Source organism: Olleya sp. YS, from assembly GCF_029760915.1.
GTDB lineage: Bacteria > Bacteroidota > Bacteroidia > Flavobacteriales > Flavobacteriaceae > Olleya.
Genome location: NZ_CP121685.1, coordinates 1091306 through 1113388 on the forward strand (window position 1 = coordinate 1091306; position 22083 = coordinate 1113388).

The following is a 22083-nucleotide window of genomic DNA, read 5'->3' on the forward strand; positions in this document are numbered from 1 at the left end:
CTTGACTGCTAAGACATCTTTTTTTGTAATTATCAATCCTGTTTCCGGAAATGGAAAAGGAAAAACAATTTGGCAATATATTAAACCTAAACTTAATCAACGTTACACGATTCAGTTTGCCTACAGCGAGTATTCAAAACATGAAATTGAAATAACCAAAGCTGCCATAAAAAACGGCTTTAAGCATTTTATAATTATTGGTGGAGACGGTACTTTAAACAACTTTATCAATGGTGTTTTCGGTCAAAAAGATATTGCTAGCAGTGCTATTACATTTGGAGTCATTCCTGTTGGCACAGGAAATGATTGGGTAAAAACTTATAACATCCCAAAAAATATTAATAAAGCACTTCAAATCATTATAAATGGACATACCAACACTCAAGATGTTGGATGTATAAGTTATTCAAATAACCTTTTACCTAACTCCTATTTTATAAATTTAGCAGGTGTTGGCTACGACGGATTAGTTGTAAATCTTGTTAAAGATAATAGGTCTTACGGAAAGTTCACATATGTTTTAGGAGCCATAAAAGGGTTGTCTAATGTTAAACTTTTTGATGTTACTATAACTAAAAATAAAGACGTTTTACAATACACTAATTGTTTTATGATTCAAATAGGCTTATGTAAATATACAGGTTCTAGTATGCGGCTTACTAAGCAACCAGACCCTAAAGACGGTTTGTTTGACATCACTGTTGCTGTAAATTTAACTAAATGGGATGTTATTAGAAATCTGCTTAAACTATTTAATGGTCAAATTGTAAACCATAAAAAAGTAAAAACGTTTAAAACAAAGCGTCTAATTTTAAATTTTGAAGATCCTAAACCATTCATTCAAGCTGATGGAGAACAATTAGCAACAGACAATATCGAGGTGACTATTTTACCAAATACCATCCGTTTTTATTGTTAAAATAGTGACTTAATATTCTGTCATATTGACTTTAAATACCCAGTTTTCTTTAAAAGGCTCTTTAACTATCAATGTTTTGTGTTGCATATAAGCGTCATAAAAGTTTTCTGTATGAAATACATAAACATAATACAACTCTTTATTATCATCAATTAAAATATCACTATTAAATCCTAGATTTTTTAGCTGATTTTGCCAAGCTATAGCGTTTTTTGCTTCAGAAAAAAACTTATTAATGACATAATACCCTTTTTTAACACCATCAATCTGTGCTGCATTTTTTTCTAATAGTAGCTTAAACGCTTGTGTTTCCAATGGTTTATCCTCTAGTTTTAGTGCTTTTACGTATGTAGAAGAACTAATATACACCTCTCCTTCTGCTAAGGCTTGTTTTTGAGCAGGTGATGCTATTACTTCTGAAGAAATGGGATTAACGTCTTCTTTTACTGGCAGTACTTCAATCACCTCTGGTTGTTTTAATGTAATTGTCGTAGTGTTTATCTCTTGTTTAGAAGTTTTTTCAATGGGTTTCGTTTCTATAGTTACAACACTAGTCGTTTTTGGTTTAGGTAACGGTTCTGGCCTGATTTCTTTTAAAACAATAGGCTCTACTTTTGGTTTTTGAGACGCCATAACTACAGCATTAGTAGGTAGATTATTTTCTATTTCTTCAAAAAAAGTTTCGCTTATTTCTGTTTGAAAAGCAGTAAAAAACAAGTAAAATCGGTCTTGTTTAGTGTTAAAAAACAACTCTACTTCGTCTGTATTATTAACAATTACAGCTTCATCGTTATTAGGTAAGGTTAATGATGCTATATCAAACCCTAAGGTATTATTGCTACTTGGATTTCGTTTTAGATTTGCTTTTTTTGATGATGAGATTTGACTACTAAAAAAGTTTTTTTCGTCTCTATCTTTTGTTCTTAAACGCCATGCTTTTTTTAGCTTTGGATTAGCAATTACACACTCGTCTTCTGTTATGTCAGAATCCCCTTCTAAAGCAGCTATGGTTAAATCTGTGGTTGTAGCTCCTGTTTCTGGTGTTTTAAAATTATCTAGGTTAATTTCTACAGGTTCATTCCCAACATGAACAAAACCATTAAATGTAGTAATGTACTTAGGCTTCTCAGTTGGTGCTTCATAAACAATGTACAACATCCAACCTGCTGCACTTCCTCCTGATACAAAACCTTCTGTAGCATTGATATTTGCAACTGTATATTCACCATTTGTTGTTTTTGCTTCTTGTAATTGTTTGGTTACATCTGCAAAGCACACGTATGGAGCATTTAAGGCAAAAGAGGGTTGTGTTGCACCATCAAAAAGGACATTTCCTTTAATGTTTTGATAGTTTTCTCCAGGTAATTTTAATTTAATTTTATTAATTAACGTTCTGTTTCTTTGTCTTTTACCTTGAAAATAAAATTGAGAGTTTTCCTCTCGTCGTGACCCTTTAATATAACTGTATGTTGCCGACCAATATAATACAGCGTAGGCTATTTTTTTTTGATTATCAGGTAGTTGAAGGGTTGCAGAACTTGAGGAAAAAGTAGAATCGTCTTGATCTACATCTACGTAAACCATGTCAATATCATCATTAGTTAACTTAATATTGTTATAAGGTTTGATAGCATCCTTACTTAAGATGTTATTTCCTATAGTAACTGCATCACCATAAATATAAAACGCTTTTTGTGTTTTAAAAGGTACAGCTTCTTGTGCAGTGTTTGTAAAAATAAAAGAAAAGAAGATAGCACAAAGCCACAACAAGCTTTTCATAGTTTGTTTTGTATATAATTAATAGCGCTTTAAATATAACTATTTATAAGAAAATCACTGATATATAAACTATTATATACAAAAAAAAGGCGATTAACTGCTATTAATCGCCTTTTTTGAAAATGAATTTTTATTTTTTATTTGCTGTAAGCAGCATCTATTGCGTCTTTAATTTGTTGAGAAATATCATTTTCTTCTTTACTATACATCACGCTTGGAGACGCATCAACGGTACCTAAAATATAGTCGTAGCCATTAGTTTTTCCATAATTATGTACAAACTTTTTAACTTTAGATATTAACGTATCAATCTCTACTTGATATTCTTTTTGAAAACCTTGCTGCTCCATTTGCCAAGCTTGTTGTAAACCTTGTGCTTTTTGGTTTAACAGTTGTAACTCTGACTCTTGTTTGTTTTTAGAAAGCGATGCTACTTTTTGATATTCGGATTGAAATACCTGACGAAAGCTATCTACTTTTCTTTTAAATACTGAATCTTTGATAGTATATTTTGCTTCAATATCTAATTTTTCTTTAATCTCATTAATTAATACACCGTTGTCTACGTAAGCAATTTTTTGTTTTTGACAAGATGTTAAAACTAAAGCTACTAATATTAATCCTATTAACTTTTTCATATTTTATCTGTTTTCTGAATTTGGGCAAATGTAAATAATTATACAAATTGAAAATTACTTTTTTAAGAATTTTAATTACAATAAGAAATATTTATAGAAAATATAGTGTTCAATAAGAAATACTGATTAAAAACAGCTTCAAATAAAAGGTTTTAAGCTTGTTTTAAAAATTTTAAAGGGAAATTATAGATTAACCCGCTAAAATCCTTTTTAAAGTTGTTTAAATAGATTTTAGGTGTTTTTAATAACATATATCAAGGATGAATATTCACCAGTGGTCTTAGCTTTTAAGTTTGACTTCAAACCAATCCAAAAAGCCCTAAAGATATTCATAGTCCCAGTTTTATATTTTTCTGAAAGTAAGCTTACATAATAAGAATCAAAAACCATTGGTTTGGTATTAACAATCTTCATATTAAAACTTGAAAATAATTTTGAAATTGATTCTTGATTAAAATGCCATAAATGTCTTGGCACATCATAAGCTGCCCAAAACTGTTTGTAATAATTAGCATCATAGCTTTTATAATTAGGTACAGCTATTACTAGTGCTCCTTTAGTTTTTAGTAAAGATTTTAACTGTGTAATTTGTTCTTCTAAATTTGGAATGTGCTCTAATACATGCCAAAGCGTTATAACATCAAAACTATGTTTTGTAAAAGAGTTTAAGTAATCTGAATTAAAAACGGAGTTATTCGTTTTTATATTTGCAATTTTTCTAGCCTCTTCATTAGGTTCAATTCCTGAAACCGTCCAATTATTACGTTGAGCGATTTTTAAAAAATCTCCTGTTCCGCATCCAAAATCTAATACGTTTTGTTCTTCTTGTTTTAACGAGTTGATTAATTTTAATTTCTTTTTTAAAGAAATCTGCCTGATTTTATGATATACTTTTTCAAACAAATTGCGCTTAGCATCTGTATGCGAAATGTAATCTTCTGTTTTATAGTAGTCAGGTAATTTATCAATTGCTGGTTTTGGAGTGGTTTCTAAAAAACCATACGTTTTATTTTCAATTAATTGAAAAGCCTCTCCAGAGACTGAATAATCTTTTATTTTAAAAGGTGTGATTTGTTCTGCTTTTTTGCTCATTAAAAACAAACGTTCCACGTGGAACGCTTTAATTTTTTGTTTAAAATTATCTTCCCATATAAACCAATAATACAGAAATATCTGCTGGAGACACACCACTAATTCTTGATGCTTGAGATATAGTTACGGGTTGTATTTTTTTAAGTTTTTCTCTTGCTTCTAAACTCATAGATTGCAATTTTGAATAATCAAAATTAGCTGGAATTTTTATGTTTTCAAGTCGTGTTAACTTGTCTGCGTTATTCTTTTCTTTTTCGATATAACCCGAATATTTAACTTGGATCTCAGTCTGCTCAATTATCTCGTTATCTAAATTATGCTCCTCTATATATTTTGAAACAGACTTTACTTGCTTCATATCTTCTATATCAATATTAGGTCTAGAAAACATTTTAAACATCTTATCCTGTTGTCTTATTGCTGCAGAATTTTTAGCTTCTAAAACTGGGTTTATTTCATCTGGCGTAACACTAGTCTGTTTAAAAAACTGAACAAATTGCTCTGCTGCTTCATGTTTTTCTTCCATCCTTTTTAAGCGTTTTTCTGAAGCTAAGCCTAAATCATATCCTTTAGGAGTCAATCTGATATCTGCATTATCTTGACGTAATAATGTTCTGTATTCTGCTCTAGACGTAAACATACGATAAGGCTCTTCTGTACCTTTTGTAATTAGGTCGTCCACTAAAACACCTATATAAGCTTCATCTCGCTGAAGGATAAAGGGATCGCGTTCTTGCACTTTTAAGGCAGCATTTATACCAGCCATTAAACCTTGTGAAGCTGCTTCTTCATATCCAGTAGTTCCGTTTATTTGACCAGCAAAAAACAATCCATCTACTAACTTAGTTTCTAGTGTATGTTTTAATTGAGTAGGTGGAAAATAATCATACTCTATTGCATAACCAGGTCTAAAAAACTTGACATTTTCAAAACCTACTACAGATCGTAATGCATTAAATTGGACGTCTTCAGGTAATGATGTAGAAAACCCATTAATGTAATATTCAACTGTATTCCACCCTTCAGGTTCTACAAATAGTTGATGTCTATCTTTGTCTGCAAATCGGTTAATTTTATCTTCAATAGATGGGCAATATCTTGGGCCTAAACTTTTAATACGACCATTAAACATTGGCGAACGATCAAAACCTTCACGAAGTAAATCATGAACCTTTTCACTTGTATAAGACATGTGACAGGATCTTTGATTTATCAAAGGTTTTGTAATGTCTAAATAAGAGAATTTTTCAGGGTTTTTATCACCTGGTTGCTCAATCATTTTTGAAAAATCTAACGATCTTCCATCTACTCGTGGAGGAGTTCCTGTTTTCATTCTTCCTGATTCAAAACCTAAATCAACTAATTGTTCTGTTATTCCGGTTGCCGCTTTTTCACCTGCTCTTCCTCCACCAAAATTTTTATCTCCAATGTGTATTAACCCGTTTAAAAATGTTCCGTTTGTTAATACAACTGTTTTAGCTTTTACAGTTACACCTAACGATGTTTTTACTCCTGTAACTTTTCCTTGTTCTACAATTAAACCAGATACCATTTCTTGGTAAAAGTCTAAGTTTTCAGTTTGTTCTAAAAGCAAGCGCCAGTCTTCTGCAAAACGCATTCTGTCACTTTGCACTCTTGGACTCCACATTGCAGGTCCTTTAGACTTGTTTAACATTTTAAACTGAATAGCAGATGTGTCACTTACAATTCCAGAATAACCACCTAGCGCGTCAATCTCTCGTACAATTTGGCCTTTTGCAATTCCACCCATTGCTGGATTACATGACATTTGCGCTATGTTTTGCAAATTCATGGTAATTAGCAATGTTTTGCTTCCCATATTTGCTGCTGCTGCTGCTGCTTCGCTTCCAGCATGACCAGCACCAACTACTATGACATCATAAACTTCGTTAAACATAATTATTATTGTTCCACGTGGAACCTTTTTAATTTATTTTTTATTTAGCGCGCAAATATACAACAAACTATAACATTTTACTTAAGACAAGTAATGCTTCGTTTTCTTTATTACGCATAATTTTTTTGTCTGTATCTGTTTTATCTTTATAACCACAATAATGCAAAATACCATGAATAATCACACGATGTAATTCAGTTTCAAAATCAACTTTAAAATCTTTTGCATTATCCTCTACGCGTTCTACAGATATAAATATATCGCCTTGTAATCTTTTTCCTACTGAGTAATCAAAACTAATAATATCTGTTAGCGTATCATGTTGTAAAAATTCTAGGTTTAATTTATGTAAGTATGTATCATTACAAAACACATAATTTATTTCATCTTCTTGGCAGTTTTCATTTTTTATAATGGCAGATATCCAAGTAACTATCTTATCTTCATTTGAAAGTTTAAAGTCGGTTTCGTAATTAAAACTAATCATCTTTTTGTTTAAAATACTTTTGTGCTTTTTCCTTGTAAGTTTGTTGCAAAGGTAAGGTTTGCTTATTCAATATTTCAGTAGTGTTAAAATATTGTTTGGCTTTATCAACTTGATTGATTGTTGTGTTTTTAAACTCTTGTTTATTAGTATCAGATTGTCGTTTTTGTTCTTGTCCTTGTTGCAAAACTGCATTTTCGAGTTTGAGTAGTTGATGTTGTATGTTCATCATTTTAGTTAGCGTTTCATTAGTAAATCCTTTATTGATTAAATCTAACTCTACCTCTTCCATGTCTTTTAGAAGTTGTTTAGCATCTCCGTTTTCACCTAAACCTTCTTTATCTAAACGTTCTTCTAAAGCTTGTCTTAAAAGCTGTTGTTCTTGATAAATTTTAAATAATTCACCATTAATATCTTCGTTATAACCATCTTCTCCTTCTTGTTCACCTCCTTGACCTTCTCCGTTCTCTCCACCTTTGTTACCTTTATTTCCTTTTTTACCCTGCTCTCCTTCTTTGTCTCCTTCTTTGTCGCCAGGCTTGTTGCCTTTATCACTGCCTTCCATTTCACCCTCTTTACCTTCTTTTCCTTCCTTACCTTCTTTACCTTTCTTCATAGCATCTTCCATCTTCTTAGCTAATTCTTCTTGGGTTATTATAATATCTGGAAGAGGCATGCCTCCTTCTCCTTGTCCTGGAGATGGCATACCCATTTGCATTTGCATGTTATCTAATGCTCCGCTCAAAAAGTCGGCTAAATTATTTGCAGACGTTAATGCGTACTGTTGAGAGGATACCCCTTGATACAGCATGTTTTCTGATAATTGTTCTAAAGATTTGTCAATGTTAAAATATACTTCGTTAATTTCTCTATTGATGTTCTCTGAAAACATTGGTTGACGTAATGAAATAGCAAATAAGCTATCGTCTACATGTTCAAAATGAGTGCGAAGTTCTTTTTGTTTTTTTAGATAGGATGCGTATTCGTTATGATTAATTTCGATGCTTTTAAATTGATTTATTAACGATTCTTCATCAAAAGAAAACACCACTAAATTATCCAAAATTTGACGTAACATCTCTATATCTTCGGATAACTGCTGCTGCGCTGAAGCACCCATTTGCATTTGCATTTTCATGCTCATGTTTTTCATTTTTTGGGCTGCACTTTTCTGCTTTTGTTTTGCAGATTGTTGTTTCTCTTTCTTTTCTTGTTGGTCTTGGCTTTCTTGCTTTTCTTGAAGCTTTTCGCTTGCTTCTTGTTGGTCTTCTTTAATGTTTTCCTCGTTGTTTTTATCTCGAGGGACTTCCATTGGTTTTTTTAGTTCTTGATTATCTTTTTCAAGATCCTCTAACTGTTTTTGAATGTCTTCAAACTTTTTGTTAATCTCATCCTGTTTGTCTTTAGTGTTTTCTTCATCTTTAGAATTAGCTAATTTATTTTGATCCTCTGCTAATTTTTCAAGCTCGTCACCAATTTTTTCCATTTTTTTGGTCACATAATAGCGTTTTGTTAGTTCTAATAACTGTTCTAAACTTCGTTTCTGACTTTTAGCCTTTTTAGCTAAATTATCTAGCTTTTCAGAAAATTCTTCTTTACTAAATTTGTCTTTTAGCTTTTCTAATTCTTCTAGAAGTTTTTCGTCTTTTTTAAGCTGTTCTTCGTTGTCTTTTAAACGCTCTTTTAAATCTTCTTTAAATCGATCCTCTTCTTTTTTGTCTTTTTGAAATTCGTTTAAATTATCCTTTAACTTCTTATTAAATTGCTTAATCATCTGCTCTTGTTGCTTCTGACGCTTTAAGAAGTTTTCAAATTTCTTTTTATCATTAAAATTAAGTTCTGACTTTTCTTTTTGTGTTTTAGACAATTCTTGAAGCTCTTTTTGTTGCTTGTCAAACTTTTCTAAAGATTTATTTAAATCCTGAATAGTTTGGTTTTGCTCTTGTAATTGTTTTTGCTCGTCTTCGTCTTGTGTGCGCTTTCTGTAGTTATACACTACACTTTTTGTGCTTTTGTTTTTATTAACAGCATCGTTATCAAATACCTGAAAATACAAGTCGTACGACACGCCTTCTTCAATAGTTAAATTATTTGGAAACGCGCTAATAAACTCATCAAAATTAGATTTGGAAATGGGTATATTTTGTACTTTCTTTTCAGTTTCATTACCGCTAGGGTAATAGACCAACTGTAATTTGCTTAATCCATAATCATCACTAACTTGTCCTTTAAAATACAAGGATTGTTGATCCAAACTATCTGTTTTAGCTTCCATTTTAAGTTCTGGATATTGATCCTTAATTACTGAAATGCTATACGCTAAATTCTCATAGTGCTTTAAGTTTTTATTGCTTGTGCTTATGTTGTAATCAAAATTGTTGTAAATATTTTTAGAAGCTTCAAAAACACTTAGTTTATCTGTAGAAAAGGTTAATGTGTCTTTGCTAATTAAATCTACAGCATCTGTAGATTTTGTGTTTAATTGCCATGTTACTCTTGTACCTTGCGGTACTACAGCATTCCCAACACCTTTTAACACTTCATTTCGCTTATTAGTGTAATTTGGATAGTTTAATATCATATTGAAGCTTAACAAAGTAGGTACCTCAACCACTTTTAATGTGTAGGGTTTAGAGGTGATACCATTAGCAGATAAGTTAAATGTTAAGTCTTGTTTTGGTTGCTCAAAAACATATTCAAAATGTCCTGTTTCGCGCTGTTGTAGATAGTAGGTTTCGTTATTAAAGGTGATTTGTGCATCTTCAGGAATCACCTTGCCTTGTGTAGAGACTAATAGTCTAAATTCTTTGTTTTCAACCGTTTTTAAATTGTCATTTAGCACAAAAAACTGAAAAGGTGCAGGTGGCTCATAAGCAGTTTGATAATTAACAACACGCTCATAACTATCACTAAACCAATTAAATGTTCCTGAAATAATAGAAATTAAAAGTATAGCAATAGGAATGGCTGCATATTTTAAATACTTGGTATTTTGCTTAAAGTTGACCGCACTTTTAAACGGAATCGGACTTAGTTCTTCTGATTTTTGATCGATGCTTGCTAAAAGTAACTCAGACGTGTTATTCTCCTCTTTTAACTGGAGAACATTCAATAATTTATCGTTGACTTCAGGAAAGTGGTTTCCAATTATAGCGGATGCTTGTTTATAATTAATCCCTTTTTGTAACCTAAATAATTTTGCAATTGGTAAGGCAATAAACTTAATAAATAGGGCTAATTCTACAGTAATAAATAGCCAAAACAAAATAGTTCTTGCTGTTGAATTTAACCATAAAAAATGCTCGACCAACAGTGTGAATATAAAATATAATAACCCAATACTAAAAAACAAGATAGCGCCTTTTATCAACTCATTAGTATAATATTTTCTAATAAACTGCTCTAATTTGGACTGTATGGTGTTGAAGTTATTCAAGTATTTGCTATTTAACTTACTAAAATACTGTTTTATTTTTTCTATCTCTGTTAAAGCTCTGCAAAAACCTACAAAAGAGTAAAAAATCAATGAATTACAAAATTACCAATCATCAATCCAAGTTGCTTGTTTATAAGTTAAAACTGTTCAGTCACAAATTTATATTTTTATAAGTAGCTGATAATCAGTATATTTAATAGTAAATGGCGGAAGCCGAAAAGCCAAAACAGAGTAGGCTAATTAATACTATTAATCATGAAAAAAAATCAACTAATTTATTATTTGGCATTTATAATGTCAATAATGACAATGCAAGCACAAACTGCTTTTTGTGAGCAGTTTGATCAACATGCAACAACCAGCCTAATGGGTTTAGGATGTCCAGGAGTACCAGTAAACAATGTTTTAAATAATTGGGGAACAATCAACACCTCCATAAAATATGAAGATGTTGGTAGCCAAAACGGACCAGGAGACGTGTTTTTATTTATGGATGACGGTTCCTGCGGTAATGGTGCCAGTTGGATCTACAATTCTACAGACTATTCTGGAGATTGGACACAAATGGTACAAGGAGATGGATGTTTTTGTTATGACTTTAAAACATTTCATATTGCAACAGGTACCTTAAGCGGTAATTCTTTACGAATCTACAATGGTACAGATCCCGCTAATTCTACTTTAATTGCAACTTTTGTGCTTAATGTACCTATAAACTCTAGCTTAGGTTGGGTAAGGATTTGTGCGCCAATAGACTTTAGTGATTCAGCAGGTAATTTACCTAGTAATCCTGATGGACAATGGACCATTAATACAGGCTTAGCATCTGATTGGGATACATTAATTTCTGGAGTTAATGGAATAGCTTATTTAGTAGATGTTGCTGGTGGAGATGAAAAATTTGGAATAGACAATATCTGTATAAGTGAAGTTTGCGATAGCACCTTGATTCCAGATCCAGAACCAACAAATGATGGTGCTTATTGTTGTGAAGTAAATGATGGAACCCAAAATACAAACTTGGTACAAAATGGTAATTTTGAATTTGGTGACACGTTATTTTCTAGTAGTTATACACAATCTGCTGCTACTTATCCTGGAGAGTATGATGTCGTTAACTCAGCATCTAATTTTAATGCTAACATAACAGATCATTCCTATTGCCAAAGCGCTACAGATTACCAGTATAATGATATGTTCTTGGTTGTTAATGGAAAAACCCAACAACCTAGTGGTGCAACAAGTGTTATATGGGAACAAAACATCAACATTCAACCTGATAAAAATTATAAATTGTGTGCTAATTTTAAAAATATGCCACAATGTACTTTTGATATCTTACCAGAAATTCAGATAGAAATCAATGGTATACTTTATGGTTGGGAAATTATTAACGCAGACCCATCTGACTCATGCGATTGGATTGAGTTAACAGAATGTTTTGTAGGTGATAGTGATCAGGCTAATATTAAAATTCATTTAAAAGAAGACGGTAATGGAGATGGTAACGATTTGGCTATAGATGATATTTCTGTTCAAGAAAAACTAGATCAAAACCTAAGTATTACAGTTCAACATCAAGGAAACCCTCAACTAATAACTGGATCTATTAATACCATAGCCAATACAGATGATACCATTGTAATTGGAGACGAATGTTCAGAAATAAACAACGGTTACCAATATTATTGGTTTGTGTATGAATTAACTACTTATCCATTTAATGCACCAATAGACTTTATTAATATGGCGCCAAACTCTTGGTCATGGTCAAGTAATTTAGGTGGATTTAGTACACAATTACCACCAGCAACATCAACAAATCCGGTTTGGAGTCTTACGACTAGTTTTCCAAATTACTATTTTGAAAATAATAAACTATATATTATTGGTATGTATGTTCCATCATGTTGTGACAGTTGTTATGATGAAGCTTGGACCTATCAACTAACCTTAAATGGTGGAAGGTATGATGCAAGTAACGCATATACGGGAAGTGTGTTTACTCAAGAAGTAAGAGAGCACTTAAAGTCTTTGTTTAGAGAATTTGGTCAAGATGTCCCATTGAATAATAATGAGGGTTCAATGTATATTTACCCAAACCCAAGTAATGACATCATTACAATACATTATGAAAACAACATAAAATCTTATGAGATTTATGATACATTGGGTAAAAGAATTTTATCTAAGGTTACAGATGTAAAGCAAATAGACGTTTCTAAGCTTCAAAGTAATATGTATTTTATAAATGTTGAAACGGAAGACGGAAAAAAACAAACCTTAAAATTCATAAAAAAATAAATAATATAATTTTTATTAAACCCTTCAATTTAATTATTGAAGGGTTTTTTTATTGAATAAATATTATAAATTGTAAACCTATTTAATGACAACAAACCCTTGGTCTGTATGAAAGATTTAAAATATTTAGCAGCTTATTCAATTCCACTAATAGCTTGTATAGGTTTATACTTTAAAGGGGTGTTTTCGTTTTTAACACCAATCTATGCTTTTGTTATCATCCCAATATTAGAACTATTATTACCTGTAGAAACGTCCAATTTAGAGGAAGAGGAAGTAAAAAATAAACTCCGTAAAACTATTTTTGATTGGCTACTTTATTTAAACTTACCTTTAGTCTTTGGACTGTTAGTTTGGAGCTTTTTTATAGTGAATAATCAAACTCTAGAAACTTATGAATTTATAGGTTTAGTGGTCTCTGTTGGTATTGTATTAGGTACTAACGGAATTAACGTCGCACACGAGCTTGGTCACAGACAAACCACAAACGAACGCTTTATTGGTAAAGCATTGCTCCTACCAAGTTTTTACATGCATTTTTATATCGAACATAATTTTGGGCATCATTTACACGCAGCAACACCAGAAGATCCTGCTACCGCAAGATACAATCAAAGCGTGTATTCGTTTTGGTTAACCTCAACCATTAGACAATATATTAGCGCTTGGAAAATTCAAAAAAAATTACTGAAAAATAATAATCAACATTTCTTTTCTATAAAAAATGACATGTTGTGGTATACTTTATTACAGCTGTTATATTTAGTTATTGTATTTTTTGTTTTTAGTAAAACGGTATTGTTATTTGCTGTTTTAGCTGGAATTACTGGCTTTATTATGTTAGAAACCGTCAATTACATTGAACATTACGGATTAATTAGACATAAAACCAAATCTGGGCGATATGAGCGTGTCCGAGAGATGCACTCTTGGAACTCCAACCACGTCGTTGGACGTATTGTTTTGTATGAATTAACTAGACATAGCGATCATCATTATAAATCCTCAAAAAAGTATCAAATTTTAGATTGTCATGATGAGAGTCCACAAATGCCTTTTGGCTACCCAACCTCTATGGTCTTGTCGTTGTGTCCACCTTTATGGTTTAAAATTATGAATAAACGTGTGCCTAAGGAGATGGTTATTTGAAGACTAAATTAAAAAATAGAAGATTTTTATTATTCTCATCTCTTTGTTCTCTTTTCTTTGCTCTTTACTATACTCTATTCTATCTTTGCTACCACAAAACATAAAACATGTCAAAACCAATCAGAGTGCGTTTTGCACCAAGTCCAACAGGACCATTACATATAGGAGGTGTGCGTACAGCACTTTTTAACTATTTATTTGCTAAAAAACATAACGGAACGTTTGTATTGCGTATTGAAGATACAGATCAAAACCGCTACGTTGAAGGTGCAGAACAGTATATTATTGATGCTTTAAATTGGTGTGCTATTCCTTTTGATGAAGGACCAAACAAGAATGAAACCTTTGGTCCTTACAGACAAAGTGAGCGTAAACATTTATATAAACAATATGCTGACCAACTAGTCGCTAGCGGAAATGCTTATTATGCATTTGACACCTCAGAAGAGCTTGATTTTCACAGAACAGATCACGAATCTAAAGGCAAAACCTTTATCTATAATTGGCATAACCGTTTAAAACTAAGCAACTCGTTATCGCTTACAGAAGAAGAGGTGCAATCTAAATTAGATGCTGGAGAGGACTATGTAATACGTTTTAAAAGTCCTCAAGATCAAACATTACATCTTAAAGATATTATTAGAGGAGACATTAGCATTGACACCAATGTTTTAGATGATAAAGTATTGTTTAAATCAGATGGAATGCCAACTTACCATTTAGCTAATATTGTCGATGACCATTTAATGGAAATCTCGCATGTTATTCGTGGTGAAGAGTGGTTGCCAAGTTTAGCACTACACTACCAACTTTATGATGCTTTTGGTTGGGATAAACCAGAATTTGCACACTTACCACTTATCTTAAAACCAACAGGAAAAGGAAAATTAAGTAAACGAGATGGTGATAAATTAGGGTTTCCTGTGTTTCCTTTAGAGTGGGATCCAGAATTTGGTGACATTGCCAAAGGATACAGAGAAGAAGGTTATTTTGCAGAAGCAGTCGTTAACTTTTTAGCCTTTTTAGGGTGGAATCCAGGAACAGAACAAGAAATATTTAGTCTAGATAAATTGGTTGCTGCTTTTGATTTAAATCGCGTTAATAAAGCTGGAGCACGTTTTGATCCAGATAAAATTAAGTGGTTTAATCATCATTATATGCAAGAGCAAAGCAATGAAGCTTTGGCAGAAGCGTTTCAAAAAAACTATTCTAAGTTAAAAGATATTGACATTAATTATATTGCTTTGGTGGTTGGATTAATTAAAGAACGTGCGACGTTTGTCAATGATTTTTGGGATTTAAGCCATTACTTTTTTGTGGCTCCGGAAACTTATAACGAAAAAGCCTCTAAAAAAGCATTTAAAGACGATACTAAGTCCTTAATGACAGAATTACTCTCCATTGTGTCAAACATCAACAATTTTGAGGTAGAGACGTTACAAACAGAGATTAAGGGTTGGATTACTAAAAATGAGATTGGTTTTGGTAAAGTAATGATGCCTTTACGTTTAGCTTTAGTTGGTGCGCTACAAGGACCAGATGTTTTTGACATCATGTTTATGATTGGTAAAAACGAAAGCATAAAGCGTATTGAAAAACTTATTGAAACGATATAAAACCAAAAAAGCGAGCTAAATAGCTCGCTTTTTTTATAGTATCGTCTTTTAGAAAGTAATCATTGCTGAAAACGCTAACATACTTTGGTTTCCTTTAAACTGTCTATTTAACGTTTGGTTAAAATCAGAATCGTTAAAAGCACCCAAAATATTTGTAAATCCATAGATATATTGTGCTTTTACCTTAAAATGTCCTAAACCTAAAGTAGCTCCTACTGCTCCATTAACATTAAAGTTGTTTAATTCTTTAACGTCCTTTGCTAAAACGGTGTCTAAGTCAGTGATTATAAAATCTTCTTGATTGTCGTTACTTAATTCTAGATCACTATTATACTGGACCATTGGACCAAAATCAATAGTAAAATGAGGGGTTCTAAAAGGTTTAGCATGCCATAAAAAAGCGACTTGTACTGCAAAAACTTTATACTCAACTGGCTCAAAGTTTGAGGATATAGTGGAAGCTAATCCGTTTAAACTCATTGTGTTTTCAGATAATTGCATTCCGTAGCTTATGTTATACCACTTTTGTGGTATATCAACAGTTGCAGACATATGGCCTATCCAACCATCCCCTTTTTGGGTTTCAAAATTATCTGTTAAGATATCAAACTGAGTAATTCCTCCACCTATTGCAAATCCGTTTTGGATATTGTAATTTCCTTTCTGAGAAAAGTTTTTTGTAACAAAACCTAGTGTTAATACTACTAATAATATGAATTGAAATTTTTTCATTTTAAATTAAGGGAGTTTTGAGCAAATATAACTTAATTTAGTAATCATAATAGTATAACCATTAAAAACCGTATTTCATGAACAATGTTGCATTAATCCCATTTATAGTCTTAGGCTTGATTATTTTAATTTCAGCCTTTTTTGTAGTCAAACAACAAACAGCTGCTATTATAGAACGTTTTGGAAAGTACCATAGTATAAGACAGTCTGGATTACATCTAAAAATTCCTTTAATCGATAAAATTGCTGGTCGATTAAGTCTTAAAATTCAGCAATTAGATGTTATCATCGAAACCAAAACTTTGGATGATGTATTTGTGCGTCTTAAAGTATCTGTACAATATCGTGTAATTAGCCAAAAAGTGTATGATGCGTTTTATAAATTAGACTATCCACATGAGCAAATTACAAGTTACGTCTTTGATGTAGTACGTGCAGAAGTACCAAAAATGAAATTAGATGATGTCTTTGTTAGAAAAGATGACATTGCAATTGCAGTAAAATCTGAGCTTAATGACGCGATGTTAGATTACGGCTTTGATATTATTAAAACTTTAGTAACAGATATTGATCCTGATGCACAAGTAAAAGCTGCAATGAACAGAATTAATGCTGCAGACAGAGAGAAAACCGCTGCGCAATATGAAGGTGATGCTGCACGTATTTTAATTGTAGAAAAAGCAAAAGCTGAAGCTGAAAGTAAACGTTTACAAGGTCAAGGTATTGCTGATCAAAGACGAGAAATTGCTAGAGGTCTTGAAGAGTCTGTAGATGTATTAAATCGTGTAGGAATAAATAGTCAAGAAGCGTCTGCTTTAATTGTAGTAACACAACACTACGATACGTTACAAGCAATTGGTAGCGAAACCAATACTAACTTAATTTTATTACCAAATTCGCCACAAGCAGGAAGTAATATGTTAAATGATATGGTGGCTAGTTTTACAGCTAGTAACCAAATTGGTGAAGCCATGAAAAATGCTAAAAAGAATAAAGGTGAATAACCATCTTTAACAGAATTTAAAATAAAAACCCTTAAGATATACTTAAGGGTTTTTTATGATTTAAAAGGATGTCTTTCCTCCCATTGTTTTATAGGATTTAAAGTTTTAACAATAAATTTTAAAGCGGTATTTGCTATAAAATTATTAGTGTGTTTCATGTAAATGTGCATGGTGTGTGGTTTAGCTCCAACAGAGCTTTTTATTTCCATCGCTGTTCTGGCATACACAATTTTTTTAAAATTATTTTCAACACCAAATCTTAACATATCATATAACATGTTTAAATACAACTGATGTTGGTGTTGTAGTTCCGGTTGATGCCCTAAAAAGTAAGTTTCTAGTGTTTGATTATTCACAATAAGCGTGTAAAATCCTACCAACTCCTTATTTAGGTAATATCCATATAGTTTAAATTGGTTTTTTAACTCTTTTTTTAAGTTAAAAAAATGTCTGTCGTGCAACACAAACGAGTTAACTTTTGCGTTATCAGACACGCACTTATATAATCTGTATAATTGTTTTGAAGCTACATCAATAGCATCTAAATCCAATTCTTTTTTTGAAATCTGTATTGCTTTTTTTAAGGCTGTTTTATAACGTCGTTTATATTTCTTTTCTAACGCTAAAATATAATTATCAATAGTGTTCCATGTTTCGGGAATATCCAACATCATATTAGGTTGCACTTGGACTTTATACAAGTGGTTTTTGGAGAAAAGTGTTTCGTGCTGATGGATATTATCTGTTTCAAAATAATCTTTAAATCCAACAATTCTGATATTCTTTTTGTGGTCTTTTTTAATCTGAATAGTAAGTAAATCTATAGCTTTAAATACAGTGTCTAAAAACGTGGATTGTGATATAGTTTCTGGATTAAAAAACAAGCCATGTTGTCCTGTATGCATTAAATTACCAACAATTAACGCATTACCTCTTACTATTTTAGCAATGATTGCTTTTCCGAAGCGTTTTAAAGCGTTATCTGATGTTTTTCTAAAGACATCTTCAATATACATCTCGACACGTTGGATAATAGCAATTCCAGCCAATACTTCATCTCTAAAAATAGCGACATAATTGGTATGTATGTTTTTTGGACACGATTGTTCAAGCGCTTTTAAAAATGGCGTTTTTAAAAACACATCATTAGTCGGTAAACTATCCCAAGATTTAGGAAGGTTGTTTACTGATTTATAAATTTTAAAATCTATCAAAAGTGCAAAGAAAAAGACTGAAAGTTACCCTATCAGTCTTTATGTTGTTTAGAACGTTACAAAAATTAAACCCAACCTGCTATGATGCTTCCCATAATAGCTAAGGTTACAATCCAGTAACCTGCATTGATAAAAATGTATTTCCAGCTTTTACGCTCAAATAATGCATTTATAGCAATAATAGGTAACACAAAAAATACTCCTGCCATCCCACCATGTAAAGCTCCATGTTTAAATGATCTATATTTTCCACTCCATTCTGCCATAAACGCTTTAGTAGTTTCTCCGTCCATTTGTCCTTCAGTCATACCATAAACACCTGTTTCATGTATCACTAAAAACATAGTAAAAAATGATAATAACACTGATAATAAAATAGACACACCAAAGATAACAGCCATATTACCGCCTTTCATTTTGTCTTCTGTCATTTCTGCTTCACGCATCCATGCAATTCCAAAAAGTTTTGGATTATACCATAAAAACCCTAAGATAATAGGTACAATTGCTGCCACCAAAATGGCATAAATATTAAATCCTTCCATAATTAAAAATTTTAGTTAGTAATTTTTAAATGTACAAAAAAACCGCTAAGGTTGTATTTAGCGGTTTGATAATAAGTGTAATATGCTTATGCAATTGCTTTAGCTTCTGCAACTAATAATTGGTTTTTATCTTCTAAAGCTTTATTTATAAAGTCATTTATAGCTTCGTTTTTATCTAATCCGTTTTCTAATAATACACCTAGAGTTATCATCGTGATAATACGCGTACCTGTTTTTTTAACAGAGGTGTTAAACAAGGGTTCCAAGTCTTTATAATCGACATCTTTAGCTAATACTTGTATTTCGGCTTTAGCTTTAGCTTGTTGGTCCTCTTTCATCCTATCATACTTTTTACCATAGGATTTGATTTGCTCTATTGCTGGTCGATTATTTTGTGGTTTTTGCTGATTTTGATTGTTGGTTTGTGCTTTCGGTTTTTGTTTAGCCCAACTATCACGTAATCCAACGGTTTTATTAAAGACTAAAGCGTCTTTTTTAGAGTCATTATCTACATTAAAATACCCTAAGCGTTGAAACTGAAACTGCTCTCCTACTTTAGCATCTGCTAAACTTGGCTCGACAAACGCTTTAATGAGTTTTAATGAGTTTGGATTAATAAACTCCATAAAGTCTTTGTCCTCGTGACTATCTGGTGCTTCATCTAAAAACAACCTATCATACTCTCTAACCTCAGCTTTTATAGCGTGTTTGATACTTACCCAATGTAATGTTCCTTTAATACGACGTTCTGTGTCTTCAGAATAGGTACAATGGACTTCGGTAATGTTTCCATTACTATCTTTTACTACGCTTTCAGCTTTAATAATATAGGCGTTTTTAAGCCTTACTTCTCCACCTAGTTTCAACCTAAAAAACTTACTGCTAGCTTCTTCTTTAAAGTCTGCTTTTTCAATATATAATTCTCTAGAAAAAGGTACTTTTCTAAATCCAGCAGATGCATCTTCTGGATTATTTTCGGCTTCTAACCACTCTTCTTTATCTTCAGGATAATTAGTAATAACTATCTTTAAAGGATCTAAAACTGCCATAACACGAGGTGCTTTTTTGTTTAAATCCTCTCTTATACAAAACTCTAAAAGCGCAACATCAATAATGTTGTCTCGTTTTGCAACACCAGCTGTTTCTACAAATTTTCTAATTGCAGCAGGTGTATACCCACGACGTCGTAAACCAGAAATGGTTGGCATACGTGGATCGTCCCAACCATTGACAATACCATCTTCTACTAGCTTAAGTAGCTTACGCTTACTCATAATAGTATAACTGAGGTTTAAACGTGCAAATTCGCGTTGTTTAGGAAGCATTGGATACTTGTTCTTAGCATAAGTATATACTTGCTCTTTAAACCAATCGTAAAGTTCTCTGTGAGGCTTAAATTCTAATGAGCATAAACTATGCGATATTTGCTCTATATAATCGCTTTCACCATGTGTCCAATCGTACATTGGATACACACACCAATCGTTACCAGTTCTGTGGTGGTGCTTTTTTAGTACACGATACATAATCGGATCACGCATTAACATATTTGGATGTTGCATGTCGATTTTTGCACGTAAAATATGTTCGCCTTCTTCAAACTCACCATTTTTCATTCTCATGAATAAATCTAAGTTTTCCTCTACGCTTCTATTACGATACGGTCCATCAACTCCTGGTTGTGTTGGTGTCCCTTTTTGCTCTGCCATAGCTTCTGAAGATTGCGAATCTACATAAGCTTTTCCATCCTTTATCATATTTACAGCCCAATCAAACAAAATTTGAAAGTAGTCTGACGAGTATAACTCGTTAGCCCATTTGTAACCTAACCAAGCAATATCTTCTTTGATAGCATCTACATATTCCTGCTCTTCTTTAGCTGGATTGGTATCATCAAAACGTAGGTTTACAGGCGCATTATACTTTTCTCCTAAACCAAAACTAATCCCAATAGCTTTAGTATGACCAATGTGTAAGTACCCATTTGGTTCTGGTGGGAAACGAAAACGCAGCTTACTTTGGTCTAAACCATTAGCTAAATCTTCTTCTATAATTTGCTCTAAAAAATTGAGTGATTTTTTATCTTCAGACATACATCTATATTTTATTGATTTTTGCTATTAATCAATACTTTTAATTGGATGTAAAATTAGTTATTTTTAGTTGAAATGAATTCGACTTAGATTTAAAAATTAAATACAGATGATTTTTAGGTATTTTTGCTGAAATTATGTTGTGATGGGAATTATAAAAGTTGAAAATATACGAGTTTACGCGTATCATGGTTGTTTAAAAGAAGAAACTAAAATTGGTAGCGATTACAAGGTTGATTTAAAAGTCACTGCCGATTTACAAAAAAGTGCCTCTTCAGATCAACTAGCAGATACTGTAGACTATGTGTTTTTAAATAGAGTAGTGGTTGAAGAAATGGCAAAACCAAGTGCACTTTTAGAACATGTTGCCAAACGTATTTTAAACCGAATATTTAAAGAAGACCAATTAATTACTGTGGCAACAGTTGCGGTAAGCAAGATCAATCCTCCTATTGGTGGTGATGTACAAATGGTTACCATAGAATTAACTGAAAAAAGAAAAGTAGGTACGAAGTAGTGTAAAAAGCTAAATATTTTTATATTTGCTCCTCAATAATGGCGTCGTGGCCGAGTGGCTAGGCAGAGGTCTGCAAAACCTTGTACAGCGGTTCGAATCCGCTCGACGCCTCTAAGAAACCTTCAACGAAAGCTGAAGGTTTTTTTATTTATAAATTTTAAGAAAATTTAAAGTAAGATAAGTACAGCGATTCGACAGTTTTATTCGACGCCTCTAAGAAACCTTCAACGAAAGTTGGAGGTTTTTTTATTTGTAAATATTTAGATTTCTTACTACGTAGGAATTTATTAATTAAACCAAACCGCATAACGTTGTCGTCTTAACTCTAACGCTAAAGCTTCTTCCATTTTTAAAGCGTCTGCTCTAGTTGCTATTGGACCAATATGATTGTATAAACTTGGTCTTAGATAACTACCATACTTCTGGACAATGTTTGACGATAGTTTATGTCCTTTTTTATTCCTGTAGCCTGTTTTGTGTTGTAAAAAACGCTCTTTTGGTGTTTTACTGGTCATACCAACATATAAACACTCTAACACACCATTAAATTGTGGGTTTGCAGCTCTAAATCTAGCATGCTCTGTATATACTTTTTTCTTGAGTTCTACAACGTAAATATGGTATTGCGTTTTTGGCATATTAC

General features: G+C 32.1%; 17 protein-coding genes and 1 tRNA gene. 7 read left to right on the forward strand and 11 right to left on the reverse strand.

What is annotated here, in order from left to right; genetic code table 11:
* Position 1: 1 nt before the first annotated feature.
* Complete coding sequence (locus Ollyesu_RS05095; RefSeq protein WP_279302720.1) at positions 2-919, forward strand: diacylglycerol kinase family lipid kinase; 918 nt, start codon at positions 2-4, stop codon at positions 917-919.
* A 9-nt stretch (positions 920-928) separates the two neighbouring features.
* Here Ollyesu_RS05095 and Ollyesu_RS05100 read toward each other — a convergent pair whose 3' ends face one another.
* From Ollyesu_RS05100 to Ollyesu_RS05125, 6 genes are all read right to left on the reverse strand, one after another.
* Entirely contained in the window at positions 929-2698 is a 1770-nt protein-coding gene (locus tag Ollyesu_RS05100; protein WP_279302721.1) for a hypothetical protein, read from the reverse strand.
* Positions 2699-2835: 137 nt separating this feature from the next.
* On the reverse strand, positions 2836-3336 hold the full coding sequence (locus Ollyesu_RS05105) for an OmpH family outer membrane protein (protein WP_279302722.1): 501 nt from the start codon (positions 3334-3336) through the stop codon (positions 2836-2838).
* Positions 3337-3567: 231 nt separating this feature from the next.
* Complete coding sequence (locus tag Ollyesu_RS05110) at positions 3568-4428, reverse strand: class I SAM-dependent methyltransferase (RefSeq protein ID WP_279302723.1); 861 nt, start codon at positions 4426-4428, stop codon at positions 3568-3570.
* 46 nt (positions 4429-4474) lie between these two features.
* Positions 4475-6346 carry a tRNA uridine-5-carboxymethylaminomethyl(34) synthesis enzyme MnmG gene (gene mnmG, locus Ollyesu_RS05115; protein ID WP_279302724.1) on the reverse strand — a complete coding sequence of 624 codons (1872 nt, stop codon included), beginning with the start codon at positions 6344-6346 and terminating at the stop codon, positions 4475-4477.
* Between the two features lie 67 nt (positions 6347-6413).
* Positions 6414-6833, reverse strand: coding sequence for an rRNA maturation RNase YbeY (gene ybeY / locus Ollyesu_RS05120; protein WP_279302725.1), 420 nt, complete (start codon positions 6831-6833; stop codon positions 6414-6416).
* Positions 6826-10266, reverse strand: a complete 3441-nt coding sequence (locus tag Ollyesu_RS05125; protein WP_279302726.1) for a DUF4175 family protein — start codon at positions 10264-10266, stop codon at positions 6826-6828. The genes ybeY and Ollyesu_RS05125 overlap by 8 nt, the downstream gene beginning before the upstream one ends.
* Positions 10267-10521: 255 nt before the next feature.
* On the opposite strand from Ollyesu_RS05125, the gene Ollyesu_RS05130 reads away from it, so the two are divergent.
* The 3 genes from Ollyesu_RS05130 (at position 10522) to gltX (ending at position 15335) form a co-directional block, all read left to right on the forward strand.
* Positions 10522-12570, forward strand: coding sequence for a T9SS type A sorting domain-containing protein (locus Ollyesu_RS05130; RefSeq protein WP_279302727.1), 2049 nt, complete (start codon positions 10522-10524; stop codon positions 12568-12570).
* A 108-nt stretch (positions 12571-12678) separates the two neighbouring features.
* Entirely contained in the window at positions 12679-13719 is a 1041-nt protein-coding gene (locus Ollyesu_RS05135; RefSeq protein ID WP_279302728.1) for an alkane 1-monooxygenase, read from the forward strand.
* 107 nt (positions 13720-13826) lie between these two features.
* Entirely contained in the window at positions 13827-15335 is a 1509-nt protein-coding gene (gene gltX / locus Ollyesu_RS05140) for a glutamate--tRNA ligase (protein WP_279302729.1), read from the forward strand.
* A gap of 48 nt (positions 15336-15383) precedes the next feature.
* Here the strand turns inward: gltX and Ollyesu_RS05145 are convergent, their stop codons facing one another.
* Positions 15384-16067 carry a hypothetical protein gene (locus Ollyesu_RS05145; protein ID WP_279302730.1) on the reverse strand — a complete coding sequence of 228 codons (684 nt, stop codon included), beginning with the start codon at positions 16065-16067 and terminating at the stop codon, positions 15384-15386.
* A gap of 77 nt (positions 16068-16144) precedes the next feature.
* Between Ollyesu_RS05145 and Ollyesu_RS05150 the strand changes: the two genes are divergently transcribed.
* The gene (locus Ollyesu_RS05150) at positions 16145-17071 is read left to right on the forward strand and encodes an SPFH domain-containing protein (RefSeq protein ID WP_279302731.1); all 927 of its coding nucleotides are present in this window, start codon (positions 16145-16147) and stop codon (positions 17069-17071) included.
* A gap of 53 nt (positions 17072-17124) precedes the next feature.
* Here the strand turns inward: Ollyesu_RS05150 and Ollyesu_RS05155 are convergent, their stop codons facing one another.
* The 3 genes from Ollyesu_RS05155 to Ollyesu_RS05165 all read right to left on the reverse strand — a co-directional run bounded on the left by Ollyesu_RS05155 (position 17125) and on the right by Ollyesu_RS05165 (position 20923).
* A complete protein-coding gene (locus Ollyesu_RS05155) occupies positions 17125-18285 on the reverse strand; it encodes a GNAT family N-acetyltransferase (RefSeq protein ID WP_279302732.1) in 1161 nt (386 codons plus the stop codon).
* A gap of 65 nt (positions 18286-18350) precedes the next feature.
* On the reverse strand, positions 18351-18830 hold the full coding sequence (locus tag Ollyesu_RS05160; protein ID WP_279302733.1) for a DUF1761 domain-containing protein: 480 nt from the start codon (positions 18828-18830) through the stop codon (positions 18351-18353).
* 86 nt (positions 18831-18916) lie between these two features.
* Positions 18917-20923: a glutamine--tRNA ligase/YqeY domain fusion protein gene (locus Ollyesu_RS05165; protein ID WP_279302734.1), complete on the reverse strand. Its 2007-nt coding sequence runs from the start codon at positions 20921-20923 to the stop codon at positions 18917-18919.
* Between the two features lie 145 nt (positions 20924-21068).
* On the opposite strand from Ollyesu_RS05165, the gene folB reads away from it, so the two are divergent.
* Positions 21069-21440, forward strand: coding sequence for a dihydroneopterin aldolase (gene folB / locus Ollyesu_RS05170; protein WP_279302735.1), 372 nt, complete (start codon positions 21069-21071; stop codon positions 21438-21440).
* Between the two features lie 40 nt (positions 21441-21480).
* A tRNA-Cys gene (locus Ollyesu_RS05175) sits at positions 21481-21551 on the forward strand.
* 176 nt (positions 21552-21727) lie between these two features.
* Here the strand turns inward: Ollyesu_RS05175 and Ollyesu_RS05180 are convergent.
* Positions 21728-22078 (reverse strand): ribose-5-phosphate isomerase, encoded by a 351-nt coding sequence (locus Ollyesu_RS05180; RefSeq protein WP_279302736.1) that lies wholly within the window; start codon positions 22076-22078, stop codon positions 21728-21730.
* Between the last annotated feature and the right edge of the window lie 5 nt (positions 22079-22083).